Origin of the sequence: Mycobacterium sp. 141, from assembly GCF_000382405.1 — a bacterium.
Classification (GTDB): Bacteria; Actinomycetota; Actinomycetes; order Mycobacteriales; family Mycobacteriaceae; genus Mycobacterium.
Genome location: NZ_KB908258.1, coordinates 71901 through 85189 on the forward strand (window position 1 = coordinate 71901; position 13289 = coordinate 85189).

A 13289-nucleotide genomic window follows, 5' to 3' on the forward strand; every position below is an offset into this window, starting at 1 on the left:
CTCCGAATCATTGCCCGGCCGGGTGTCGAACCGTCGGATGCTGCACAATTTCCTTCAGCAGATCGGCTCCCGCGCGCTCGGCATGGTCGCGTCGGTATTCACGGTGTCGGTAACAACGCGCTACTTAGGTCCTTCTTCCTACGGCGCTCTCACCACCGCTGTCATGTTCGTGGCGCTGTGGACCAGCCTTACCGAATTAGGCGTTGGACAGGTCATCGTGCGTCGGGTGATGGCGCACACCGGCGATCTTGAGCGGCTTATCCGTATCAACACCGGTATGTCAGTGGCGTACTGCCTGCCGCTGTCGGCAATTACCGCCATATCGGGCGCATTGATCTACCGGAACGACACCGACATTGTGGTGATGGTGCTGATCGTCTCGGTCAGTTTGCTGTTGACGACGATCTCCAGCTGTTTCACCCCGATCTTCCTGATCACGGCACGGTTCGGCGCAATCGCACTGTCGGATCTACTCAGTAGGTGCGCGTCGCTCGGCGTCACTATGTTGCTGGTCCATTTCCACGCTGGCATCGTGTGGTTCGCCATTGTGCAGTTGGTCCCACCGGCGGTGGTGCTGATCATTCAAGGTGCGGCCGCGACGCGGATGATCAACTGGCTTCCGCAGTTCTCCCTCCGGGAAAGCGTCGCGCTGGTCCGCGAGGCACTGCCGCTCACCGCGATGCTGATCATCGGCGTGCTGTACTGGCGTGCTGACGGAGTCATCCTGAGTCTCTTGAGCACAACCGACCAGGTCGGCATCTACGGTCTGGCCTACACGTTGACCTTCACACTGACTGCGCTGTCGGCCTTTTTCCTGTCCTCGACGCTGTCGACGATGGTTCATCTGTTCGCACAGGACCCCAGTGGGTACGCCAGGTTCACGGCACGCTCGATGGAATCGATGTTGTTCGCCGGAGGAGTGATAGCGGTTGTCGGCATCATCCTGGCCAACCCGATCGTCGACCTTGTCGGCTCGACCGAGTTCATCGCGGACGGCGGCGTCACCGTCGCGTTGCTCAGTGTTGCGGTCGCGCTGACCTTCGTGACCGGCTTGTTGAGTCAGGCAATGTTCGCCGCGCACGAGCAGTCATTCCTGGCTCGGCTGAGTTTCGTCAATCTCCTGATCAATATCGCCCTCAACGTCGCGTTGATCCCGCACTACGGGGCCATCGGAGCCGGGGTCGCGATGGTACTCACCGAAATCAGCGGGGTGGTCGTGGCGAGTTGGCGCCTCAGCCATCGGACGCCTTATCGAACCCCGTGGTTATTCATCGCCCGGTTGTTGATACCGCTGACAATCTGCGGTGTCGTCACCGAATTCGTCCAGCATCTGCCAGTGTTATTGGCTATCGCCGTCGGCGTGCTCGTCTATCTTGCCGTCAATCTAGTGATCGGCCCGGTCGATGCGAAGGCGATCAAGTCGCTGTTTGCCAAACACCCCGACGAGGAACAATCCGATGACGAAACCGAGCGCAATGCCAGACAGGCCCGGTGACCATGCCCAGTGAATCCCACCGGATCTATCTTGCGGATTGTTACGACCCCCCACAGCCACCCGTCACGCGGCAGCAATCTCGGCGTCGTGAGCTCGTCATACTCATCGTGGCATACCGCAACGCAAACCTGCTCCGCGAATGTCTTGCCGCGGCCCACACCCACTTGCCGGGGATACCGGTGTACGTGTGGGACAACTCCGGACCCGATTATGCGGGTGCCGATGAAATGACAAAAGTAGTGGCCGAGTATCCAGACGTACATTGGTATCTGGGCTCAGCCAACATTGGCTTCGCGGCCGCAGTAAACGCCTTGACCCGCGAAGTGCCCGACTATGACTTCATATTGCTGAACCCGGACGCGATTCTGCAGGGCCCGTTGACGGACACGCTGGCCGCAATCCAATGCGGCGGAGTGGCCGCAGCTTCACCACTTACCATCGAGCACGACACTCATTCCAAACACCGCCGGTCCTGGGATACCGCACACCGTGAGCAGAGCCTCAGCCGAGCACTGGTTGCGTGGTCTGGTTACGCCACCAAAATTCGCGGATCGCGGTGTTCCGATCTCTACGAACGTCGACCCGACATAGTCGAGGGCTACCTCACCGGTGCCTGCCTAGCCGTAAGTCGCGACGCATGGGACCGTGTCGGAAATTTCGATGAAGAGTTTTTCCTTTATGGCGAGGAAGCAGACTGGCAGCGTCGAGCACGGTCAGCTGGCTGGTCGCTGCGACTTGTCGACGAGCCCGGAATCGTACACACGGGTCACGGCACCGTCGCCGGCGATCCTACCGCCGGTCTGCGCTCCCAAGACCTGTTGCGCGCCAACATAGCGCTGAACCTCGAGTTCGAGAATGGCCGCAGGTGTGCGGATGCATTCCTCGTCGGATCCACGGTTCTGGACCGCGTACAACGCTCGGTACGAAGGGCGCGAACAGCCCGCAGGCGCCCTCCAGGCGCCCGGCCGTCGGTCCTCATAACCATGAACCAGCTGACATCCGCACAGGTCGAACGTCAGCACGCACTGCTGGCCGCAGAACTCGATCGTCGCGGATACGAAGTCATCATCGTCTGTGTCGGGAGGTTCGGCCCACCGGTCTCCATGGTTACCCCGTCGGTCCGCGTCATCCGCCAAACCTGGTGGCTACCCCTTATCGACACTGCACCCGGGCAATCGGTCGTGATCAGCGGCAGCACCCCAGCCGAGACTGGTTTCGCCACGCTGTGGCGAGCCGCCAACCGCAGTCGACGCTGGTTGGTCGCCGCTCCCCCGTCGTCCCCAAACAACCCGAGATGCTCACGTGCGCACGCAGTGGCCATGCATCGCTGCGACGGCGCCGTCACCGTGGACGGTGTTTTAGGAGCCGGCGAACTCGACAATGGGCTCGCCATCGACGGACTAGCCGACACATACGAATCTGCGATCGCCGAGGTACTCCGATGACCGATCTCACCCGATACCCTGGACGCGGACTAAGGGTGCTGTGGCTCTCGCCGTGGATGCGTCCACTCGCACGCGTTTACGCCGAATCATTACGCGCCATGGGTGCCGACTTACTGCTGGTGACCTCGAACCGTCACCCAAGCTCCGACGATGCCCGCCCGTACGAACTGGTGGTCGACTCCCGCCCGAAAACCGCCCGAACCTGGCCGGAATTCGCCCGCGCCGCGGCGGACGTCCGCCGCTTCAAGCCAACTGTCGTCGTTGCCGAAATTGTCCGGGACCCCCGTTGGATGATGTTGGCTCCCGGAATACCCAGAGTTGAACTCATCCACGATGACCAGCCGCACGACCCCGCCGAGCAACGTCCCGGCTGGGAACGCAGGCTGTTCGGCTGGTGGGCGTCGCGGGCGACCTGCCGCGTCGCATTCAGCGATTACGTCGCGCACGAAGTCGGCGCCGACACGGTCGTTCCCTTGACGAGCGATCTCGAAGACACTCAAGTGCCGTCCATAGTTGCGGCGACCGACCGCCGAGATTTTGTGTTGACCGGCCGACTCAATGGATACAAGAACATCGACATCTGCCTGCAAGCGTGGCAGCAGCACACGAATGGCAGTGGCTGGCGCGGCGACAAATTAGTTCTGCTCGGCCAAGGCGATCTACCCCAACCACTACCGCCACACGTGCATTGGCAAGCGAAGGCATTTGAGTATCGCGATGTCCTGCCCACGCTGGCACGCGCGAAGGGTTCGCTGGTGCATTATCGGCGGGCAAGCCAGAGCGGTGTCCAAGTACTGTCGATGCAGCTTGGAGTGGTGCCCATCGTGTCAATGCGGGGTGCACTACCTGAGTTCCAACCACCGGGAGAAGACCCGATCGACGTCGATGACGTGACGGGACTCTGCGCCGCGCTCGACGCCCTGGCCGACCCGGAACAAGCTGCGGTCCGTGGCTCGGCAGCGCAGCGCCATTACACATCTCGATATTCAGCCGGCGTTTCGACGAGTGTGCTCATCGAAGCGCTGAAAAAAATCAGCACCCCCACCGGTCCACAAGGTTCACCCGGGTGACACACAGCAACCATGGCGAAACTGTGAACCGATCTCGCCTCCGCGATGATCCCCCACCCATCAATCCCAACAAACAGCACATTGTTGACATCTGGACGTGCCCTCAGCGACTGTCGATTACCTCGAAACGTGCGGTATCGTTTGACATCGAAGCGACTGCAGCAAAGTCGTCACCCCATGCCGCATAGAAGGTTGTCCATTGAACGTCGCCACATTCCTGCGGTCACTGTTGTCGCGGCCACTCGCCTGTGCACTTATCGTCGTGGCGGCGATCATCGCGGGTGTAGCCGGTGTCGTATCGGCACCACACAGCTACGAATCAACAGCGGTCGTCGTAGTCCTCCCACCCGGCTCGGGTAACCCCGATGCCATGCTCAACCCGCTGGTGAACATGAACGACAACATCGCTCAGCTCGCCGCCGTCCTCGCAACCGTATTGAGAACCGAGGGCGGACCGGTCGCCGCCGAGGCCGGGGGCGACCGCGGATTCACCGTCGACACTACTTTTGGCGACTCCCCCACATACGCGAAGCTCACGTCACAGCTGGCAATCCATGCGACGGCGTCGACTCCCGAGGGAGCCCAGCAAGCCGCACAAGCGCTCGCTGATTATGTTGGAACCAGCCTCGTCAAAATCCAGGCCGACGCGCGGGTACCCAGCCAGAACAACTCGATCACTGTGGCATCAGTGGCACCACAGACAGGCACCGAGGTGTCCAACAGTCCCCTCCGCAGTGGAGCCTCATATGCGATCGCCACCCTACTGATCGGGTTTGTCTTACTGATCGCGTACGACGCAGTTCGGGCTCGTTTCGCCGAACGCAGTCCCACAAAGACCCAGGGTGCCCGGCGTAAACGGCCCAGACACGCTGAGGTCACTGCAGCCGAGACACCGGAACCCACCAAGCTAGCGGAGTCGTCGAGTATGCACCACGACGACTCCTCAGTAATCGACTACAGCGATTGGTCAATCGTTAAAACGGCGCTGGACCAACCTGAGCGATGAACACCACACCGGCGCTTACCCCGACATCGGGACGACACTGGGGCGCCATCTTTGTGGCGATCAGCGGATTCCTGCTGATCAGCATGCGTCAGAACATCACCGTCCCCATGTCGTTAGGGTTGAGCCTCGGGCAGTTCTTACTCTTCGGCAGTGGATTGTTGTGGGTCCTGACCCGACTCAGTGGCCAACGCTCCCGCATCTCTAATCCAATACTGACCATCGTCGTGATGTGCTACTTCGCCGCTGTGTGGCTGACCTACGCCGCAGCGACCGGCACAGGCCTCACACCTAAAGCAGCAGAATTCTCCGGACAGTACAACTATGTGACCGTTGGGCTGGTAATGATGGTCGGCGCGGTCATGTCGCTGCTCACCACCGCCGACGATGTCCGACTAGCACTAAAGGGACTGCTAGTCGGTGGGGCGGTAAGCTCCGGTTTCGCACTTGTTCAGTCGGCTACTGGGCTGGATCTCGCCGCCAGTTTCAAGCTGCCGGGCCTGAAAACGAGCGATTTTATGCTGGTCAAAGACCTTATGCGCGAAGGTATTGTTCGCTCACAAGGCTCTGCCGGGCATCCTCTCGAACTCGCTGTGGTGCTGACCATCCTGATACCGATCGGCGTCGGAGTCATCGGCAGTGCCCGTGCCAAGCACGATCGGATCTGGCCATGGGTATTGTGCACCGGCGTGGTGGCCTTGGGCGCACTGTCCACGGTGTCAAGATCAGTCGTACTCGGCTTGGCAGCCGCAACGGTCGTAATGTGCTGGCGGTGGCGAGTCACACGCTTGGCCGCGACATTGGGTGGTTTGCTTGTCGCGGTAGGAGCCGGTTGGCTACTGCAGTTGCGTATCGCCACTGCTCTGGCCGCCTCTTTCGCCGTGGTTTCCGATGATCCGTCAATCGAGTCGCGATCGACTGGTAGGGGTTACGTGCTCACTCACTATCAGGAACATTTTTGGGTCGGCACGGGGATGGGCACCTATCCGGCGGTCCCCAACCAGCCGGTTCTTGACAATGAATACTTCTCCCGACTGATGGAAGGCGGTGTCGTCGGCCTGATCTGCTACACACTTGTGTTGATCACTGCCATCGTATTGGCGATTCGGGCCTCGGCAGCACCATCTCCAGTTCTGGCGGAACTCGGCGGCGGAATCAGTGGCGCCCTAGCGGTGGTGATCGCCACCAGCGCGATCCTCGATATGGGTGGATTTGCCCAGGTCACAACATTGATCTGGCTTATTGTCGCAATGGCCGGAGTCGTCGCGTATCTCGCGCGCCATGGCGACCTGCCACCAGTGGATACCGGAAGGGCCGAGATACAGTGTGTCGACGCATCCAGATCGTCGCTGTAGCGATCGTGTGCGTGCTGGCCTCATGTTCCGCGCCCGGCGCGAATACCCCGGCACCCGGCGCGAATACCCTGGCACCCGGCTACGCCAACTTCGAGGGTCCAGATCTCGTCAATCCGTTGCGCGGGCAATATGAGAATTTACTGAGCCCACTTTTCCCGCAAGCAAGCACCGCCAATCAACAGTTTCCACCGTGGCCAGGCACCGATGACGTGAACGTCCGAATCGATTGGCGCCTCCTACAGCCGCGTGACCCGCGTACATTGCCACCCAACGCCCCTGACAGCGAAAAATTCGACTTCACCGCCCTGGACGAGGCTGTCGCTACGGCCGCACAGCAAGGCCGCCGTTTCGGTTTCCGCATCACGTCGTTCAATTCTTGCTGTGAAACCTCCTATCCGCACAACACCGACATCTCCGTGCCGGATTGGTTGCAATCGGTCAGTGGCGCGACCCAGAACTACGTCCACGACGGCATCACCTATGTGATTCCCGACTGGAACAACGAAGCGTATCTCTCGTATTTTGCCGAGCTGTTGGCGGCCCTGGGTCGCCGTTATGACCGTGACGAACGAATCGCACTGTTCGAGATGTCCGGCTATGGCGACTTCAGCGAGAATCATGTCGCCTTCATGAGCAACACACTCGGGATACCGGCCCCCAGCCCGTCGGACAGTGAAGCCCAACTTGGCTACTTCAGCCAATACAGAGACCAATTCATCACCAAACAATCAATCGAGTACCTGGTGGCCGCAAACCTAGCCGCATTCCCGAATACCCAAATAATCACAGCTATGTTAAACCCGGAAATTGTCAAACAAATGTTTCGCGACAGCCCGTTGCTGCGAAACCGGAAAAAACCGGTCGGCATTCGTGCCGACGGACTCGGCAGGTACGCGCCAATACCAGATTGGGCGGCACAGCGCGACTCGTACTACGTGCGCAATAACGACCCGATCAACCAGGTAGTCGCAGACCGGTACAGGGTCGCGCCAATTGTCACTGAATGGATTCCCCAGATCCCGTCGGACACCAGCACCACTGATTACTACCTGACCGGGCTACGCGACGTCGTCAACTACCACGTGTCGATGACTGCCAGTACCGGATTCCCTGCACAGTCCTCAAACAAACCCATGTCGCCTGATGACTTCACGATCTGGTCGCGTGCCAACAAATTCAGCGGCTATCGCTACGCGGTAATCGCCACTGGCACTCCAATACAAGTAACTGCGGGTATGCCAGTACGGATCCCGCTGCGCTGGACCAACTTCGGCTCGGCTCCCACATACGAGAACTGGCAGCCAGAGTTCGAGGTCCAATCCGATGCCGGTGCAGTAGTCCGCACCGTGACCGACCCGGTAGACCTTCATACACTGGTCGCCGATCAACGCTTTGAGGACGACAACAGCGTCCCAACCGCGCATACCGTCGACAGCAACCTGGTGATCGGGGACCTACCCCGCGGCAACTACACGGTACGGGTGCGAGTCGCCTGGCACGAACATAAGCCCGACGCGACACACACCATGGACTATCCGCCAATGCAACTCGCCCAGCCTGGCCGCGCCGCCGACGGCTCCTACCCGATCACGACAATTCGCGTGACCTGACGAGCCGAACATGCTTAATGCGTAGTTGCAGTTATCTAAGCAATTTGCTAAATTGCCCTAGAGACTATAATTTTGCTGCGAAATGTAGCTTCTATTTACAGAACATTACTTGCTGGCGGCTAGTGAGGGTCGGGGTTGAAGTCCTCAGTTCCCCACTACGCGGAATCACAGCTATCGGGAGTGCCGAACGACGATCACACTGGGGGTGTGCAGTGAAAGTAGTGTTGTTCTGCGGCGGATACGGGATGCGTATGCGCAACGGCGCCGAAGATGATGTACCAAAACCTATGCAGATGGTGGGGCCTCGACCACTGATCTGGCATGTGATGCGCTACTACGCCCACTACGGCCACCGAGAATTCATCCTGTGCCTGGGCTATGGCGCAGCTCACATCAAGAATTATTTCCTGTCTTACCAAGAAGCCGAGTCCAACGACTTCGTGATGCACCACGGCCAAGTCAAACTGATGCATTCTGACATCGCCGATTGGGAGATCACCTTTGTCGATACAGGCCTCGAGTCTGCAATCGGTGAGCGTTTACGCCGGATACGTCCGCAGTTGGACGGCGACCAGTATTTCCTGGCCAACTACGCCGACGTACTCACAGACGCACCGATGGATGAGTTGATTGCTAAGTTCCACCGGTCGGGCGCAGCGGCCTCGATGATGGTGGTACCGCCACAGTCGTCATTCCACTGTGTCGACATCGATGAAACAGGGTGCGTCAGCAGCATCAACCCGGTATCCAACCTGCCCATCTGGGAGAACGGTGGATTCTTTGTGCTGAGCCAGGAAATCTTCGACTACCTGCCCCCTGGGGGAGATCTCGTCGAAGACGTGTGCGGCAAGCTCGCCGGTGAGGGACGCCTTTTCGGCTACCGCTACGAGGGCTTCTGGAAACCGGCCGACACCTTCAAAGAGCGGGCCGAACTCGACGAAAGATACCGACGTGGTGATCGGCCGTGGATGGTGTGGGAGCAACCGAATAGGATCTCGGCGGCTGCCATCGGAAACACCCCATGATCACGTTCAATGCGGGCTCCCTAACCGAAATCGCGGTCACCGGTGCTCATTGCGATGACATCGCGATCGGCATGGGAGGCACTCTGCTGCAATTGTGTGCCGGTCACCCTGATCTGCGAGTGCACGCACTTGTTCTCAGCGGCGCGAGCGGGGTCCGCGAGGCCGAAGAGCGTAAAGCTCTCGCATCCTTGTGCCCCGGCAGCCATCTCGAGGTCACCGTGCTCGACATTCCCGACGGACGCGCTCCCCAGCACTGGGGTCGCATCAAAGAATCTCTGCACGAGTTTCGCCGTACCTGCGAACCGCAGTTTGTGTTTGGTCCGAATCGCACCGACGCCCACCAGGACCACCGACTATTGGCGAAGCTCTTACCCACCGAGTTTCGCAACCACGCGCTGTTCGGTTACGAAATTCTGAAGTGGGAGGCGGACAGTCCGCGTGCCAACATATTCTTTCCGTTGGAGCCGTCGACTGTCGACGACAAGGTGCGGTTGCTGCTCGAGCACTACCCGTCGCAAGCCGGTCACGATTGGTTCGACGCGGAGGCCTTCCGCGCTCTGGCGAGAGTCCGTGGCGTGCAATGCCATTCGGTGTATGCCGAAGCATTCACAGCCGAAAAGCTCACCGTGAAAATTTGATGACAAAGGGCTGATACAGATATGCGGGTACTCGTCACAGGCCACCAGGGCTATCTCGGCACGGTCATGGTGCCGGTATTGAAATCCGCTGGACATGAGGTGATCGGTCTGGATTGCGGGTTTTACGCCGACTGTGTGTTAGGCCCCGAACCCGCATCCTGCACGGCCCTGCGTGTCGACCTGCGCGATGTGACACCACGTCAACTCGAGGGCTTCGACGCCGTCATTCATTTGGCCGCGCTGTCTAATGACCCGTTGGGAGAGCTGGCACCGCAGATCACCTACGACATCAACCACCACGCCTCGACCCGGCTCGCCCGACTGGCCAAGCACGCGGGTGTAAGCCGATTCCTCTACGCTTCCACGTGTTCGGTGTACGGGGCCGCAGGGGATGGATTGGTCGGAGAAGACGCACCCTTGCGTCCCTTAACTCCCTACGCGGAAAGCAAGGTCCGCGTAGAAGACGATCTGGTCGCACTCGCCGGCGACGACTTCTGTCCGGTCTTTCTGCGCAATGCCACCGCATTCGGATTCTCCCCTCGGCTGCGGGCCGACATCGTGCTCAACAACCTGGTGGGGCACGCGGTCCTTACCGGGGACATCCGGGTGCTTTCCGACGGCACTCCCTGGCGTCCGCTGGTGCATGCCCGAGACATCGCCCAGGCTTTCCTGCTGTCATTGGATGCTCCTGCCGACCGCGTGCGGTCAGTTGCACTCAACATCGGATGCGAATCTAACAACGTCACCGTTGCACAGATCGCCGATGCGGTAGCAGGGGTTGTCCCCGGGTCACGTGTAGTGGTCACCGGTGAGACTGGTTCGGATCCGCGTTCTTACCGCGTGGACTTCTCCGCGAGCCGCCGGGTCCTCGGGTTCGAGGCTAAGTGGTCAGTTTCTGCCGGTGCTGCGGAACTCTACGAACGCTATACCGAATACGGGCTGACCGAGGAGGCCTTCCTCAACCAGTTCACCCGCCTGAGGCGTTTGGAGGCATTGCGCAACGCCGGGCTCGTCGACGAATCGTTACGCGAGGTCCCCCAAGATGCCTGATCGGCTCGGACCAGTTGCCCGCCGCAGCATCACGGGCGGAAACCGTCGTGACCGCGAAATCCGCCGATTCGATGTGCACCGGACGACCCTGACATGAGGCGTTGCCGTGGGTGCAACAATGCCGAGTTGCACCGCATCCTCGACCTCGGGACGGTCCCGGCGGCAGACTATTTCCCGCCGGTGGACACGCCGCTACTACCCGCTGAATCGACGCACCCTCTGGTGATGGTCCTGTGCGAAAGGTGCGGTCTCGCACAGCTTGCCGACGACGACACCATTGTGCAGGAACCGCGAGGGATAGAGCCACAGGCACTGAGAGATCAGGCCGCCGCCGCGGTCGAGCTGGTCGAAGATACCGGCTGGCTGCACGGAACGACCGCACTCGAGTTCGGCAGTCCGCACGGGGGCAGTTGGCTGCCGCTGCTCACCGCACGAGGATTCTCCCTGGGAGACCAACGCGCCGACCTGGTGTTGGACAGCTTCGGACTCATGCACGCACCCGACCAGGCCGCTGCGTTCCACCAGCGCGCACGGTGTCTGAATCCCGATGGCGTGTTGCTGTTGCAGTACCACTCGATCCTCACAATTGTCGAGCACGGTCAATGGAATGCATTGCGGCACGGGCATTTCGCGTACTACTCACTGACAGCGCTACGGTATCTGCTGCGTCGCGTGGGGCTGGGTGTCGCCAAGGCATGGGAATTCGACCTGTACGGCGGAACAGTATTGATCGCAGCGATTCCCGGCGATGACCCCACTCCGCAAGACGCGTCGGTTCGGGCCATTCTCGAGCGGGAGCACGCGAAAGCCATCACGACCGCTACGGCCTTCCGCTCCCTGCAGGACGCTGCCGACCGGGACGCAACCGAGCTGCGCGACTGGCTGCGAAGCCAGGCGGGCAGCCGGAAAGTCTTCGGCTACGGCGCCGCATCCCGCGCCGTGGCCCTGCTGAGCCGGGCTCGGCTGGATTCCAGCCTGTTGACGGCCGTTGCTGACGCATCGCCGGAAAAGCAGGGCCGTCGAATGCCGGGCACCGATATTCCCATCATCTCTCCATCCGAACTCGTTGCAGCACAGCCAGATTTGGTGATGCTCACGGTGCCCGACCTGCTGCCCGAAGTCAGTCGCCGCTTTCCTGAATTGGACGGCCGGTGGGTGGCCGAGTTGCCCTCACCCCACCGAGCGCGGACGTTCACGGGATCGCAACGGCTCCAATCCCGGCTTCACGAACTCATCCCCGGAGGGGCACACACATACGCCCGCGGTTCAGATCAGTACCCCGAGGGACTGGCGCCGGTTCTTCGCCGTGGTCATGGCGCCCGGGTTTGGGACGTCGACGGAAATGAATTCGTCGAGTACGGCATGGGTTTGCGCTCCGTCGTGCTCGGGCACGGCTACCGGCCGGTCGTCGATGCTGCCTACGCGGCCGCGCTCGATGGCATGAGCTTCACCCGTCCAACTGAGCTCGAACTGCTGGCGGCACAGGACTTCATCGAGCTTGTGCCGGGCGCAGATATGGTCAAGTTCGCCAAGAACGGATCCGACGTCACCACTGCTGCTATCCGGCTTGCCCGAGCTGCGACTGGACGACGCACGCTTGCGCTCTGTAAACAGCCGTTTTTCTCAGTCGATGACTGGTTCATCGGTACAACGGCTATGTCCAGTGGCATACCAGACATCAGTCAGCACACAGTGCAATTCGAGTACAACAATCTCTCATCGTTGCAGCGATGCTTCGACACCAACCCCGACGCGATTGCCGCCGTGATCATGGAGGCCGCCACCGCCCTGGCGGAACCGGAACCAGGGTTCCTCGAGGGGGTGCGGTCGCTGTGCGACGCTAACGGAACGGTTCTGATCTTCGATGAGATGATCACCGGATTCCGGTGGTCCACCGGTGGCGCTCAGAGTGTCTACAACGTCACTCCCGACCTGTCCTGCTGGGGCAAGGCAATGGGTAACGGATTCGCGATATCGGCTTTGGCGGGTCGGCGGGAGCTGATGGAACTTGGCGGCCTGAACACCGACCGCGATCGTGTGTTCTTGTTATCCACCACGCACGGACCAGAGACAACGGGGCTGGCCGCTTTTCGTGCCGTGGTGCGGGCCTACCGCCAGGACGATCCCATCGGCCGGATGGAAGCTATCGGAGCGCAGCTGGCAGCGGGGTTCAACAACGCCGCCGCCGAGTATGGGATCGCCGACTTCGTCTACGCGCAGGGTCGGCCATCCTGCCTGATTTTTGTCACCCGAGGTACCGATGGCACACCGTCACAAGCGTTCCGGACTCTGTTTCTGCAAGAAATGCTGCAGCGCGGGGTACTCGGCCAATCGTTCGTCGTCTCCGCCGCCCACACCGATCGGGATATCAGCGAGACCGTGGCTGCGGCGCATGGTGCGCTGCAGATCTATCGGCGTGCACTCGATGCCGGTTCAGTCGAGGGATTACTGTCTGGTCGGCCCGTCGCCCCAGCGATCAGACTCCGGGCCAACCCCCGCAGACTTTGAACACAGCGGTCACGTTCATCCACTGCTCAGAGATCTGATTCGTCGGTGCCACAACGGAATCCGGAGTGATACACGATGTCGCTCGTTCTT

10 protein-coding genes and 1 pseudogene are annotated in these 13289 nt (G+C 60.5%); all 11 read left to right on the forward strand.

The features are described 5' to 3' along the window. The first annotated feature begins 37 nt into the window (after positions 1 to 37). The 11 genes and pseudogenes from H276_RS0107625 (at position 38) to H276_RS25255 (ending at position 13199) form a co-directional block, all read left to right on the forward strand. A complete protein-coding gene (locus H276_RS0107625; protein WP_019970709.1) occupies positions 38 to 1495 on the forward strand; it encodes a flippase in 1458 nt (485 codons plus the stop codon). Positions 1496 to 1602: 107 nt separating this feature from the next. Further along, a complete protein-coding gene (locus H276_RS22695) occupies positions 1603 to 2940 on the forward strand; it encodes a hypothetical protein (RefSeq protein ID WP_196807860.1) in 1338 nt (445 codons plus the stop codon). Between the two features lie 35 nt (positions 2941 to 2975). Next, on the forward strand, positions 2976 to 4010 hold the full coding sequence (locus H276_RS0107635; RefSeq protein ID WP_019970711.1) for a glycosyltransferase: 1035 nt from the start codon (positions 2976 to 2978) through the stop codon (positions 4008 to 4010). A 199-nt stretch (positions 4011 to 4209) separates the two neighbouring features. Beyond that, entirely contained in the window at positions 4210 to 5016 is an 807-nt protein-coding gene (locus tag H276_RS0107640; RefSeq protein WP_019970712.1) for a hypothetical protein, read from the forward strand. Continuing rightward, a complete protein-coding gene (locus H276_RS0107645; protein ID WP_019970713.1) occupies positions 5013 to 6368 on the forward strand; it encodes an O-antigen ligase in 1356 nt (451 codons plus the stop codon). The genes H276_RS0107640 and H276_RS0107645 overlap by 4 nt, the downstream gene beginning before the upstream one ends. Next, positions 6338 to 7978: a hypothetical protein gene (locus H276_RS0107650; protein ID WP_196807861.1), complete on the forward strand. Its 1641-nt coding sequence runs from the start codon at positions 6338 to 6340 to the stop codon at positions 7976 to 7978. The genes H276_RS0107645 and H276_RS0107650 overlap by 31 nt, the downstream gene beginning before the upstream one ends. Before the next feature lie 212 nt (positions 7979 to 8190). After that, the gene (locus H276_RS0107655; RefSeq protein WP_026356701.1) at positions 8191 to 9003 is read left to right on the forward strand and encodes a glucose-1-phosphate cytidylyltransferase; all 813 of its coding nucleotides are present in this window, start codon (positions 8191 to 8193) and stop codon (positions 9001 to 9003) included. Next, entirely contained in the window at positions 9000 to 9641 is a 642-nt protein-coding gene (locus H276_RS0107660; RefSeq protein ID WP_019970716.1) for a PIG-L deacetylase family protein, read from the forward strand. The genes H276_RS0107655 and H276_RS0107660 overlap by 4 nt, the downstream gene beginning before the upstream one ends. Before the next feature lie 21 nt (positions 9642 to 9662). Beyond that, positions 9663 to 10691 carry an NAD(P)-dependent oxidoreductase gene (locus H276_RS0107665; protein WP_019970717.1) on the forward strand — a complete coding sequence of 343 codons (1029 nt, stop codon included), beginning with the start codon at positions 9663 to 9665 and terminating at the stop codon, positions 10689 to 10691. Between the two features lie 93 nt (positions 10692 to 10784). Continuing rightward, positions 10785 to 11801, forward strand: a pseudogene (locus H276_RS25250) (class I SAM-dependent methyltransferase); the annotation flags it as partial. Between the two features lie 54 nt (positions 11802 to 11855). After that, entirely contained in the window at positions 11856 to 13199 is a 1344-nt protein-coding gene (locus tag H276_RS25255; protein ID WP_231376635.1) for a glutamate-1-semialdehyde 2,1-aminomutase, read from the forward strand. Positions 13200 to 13289 lie beyond the last annotated feature (90 nt).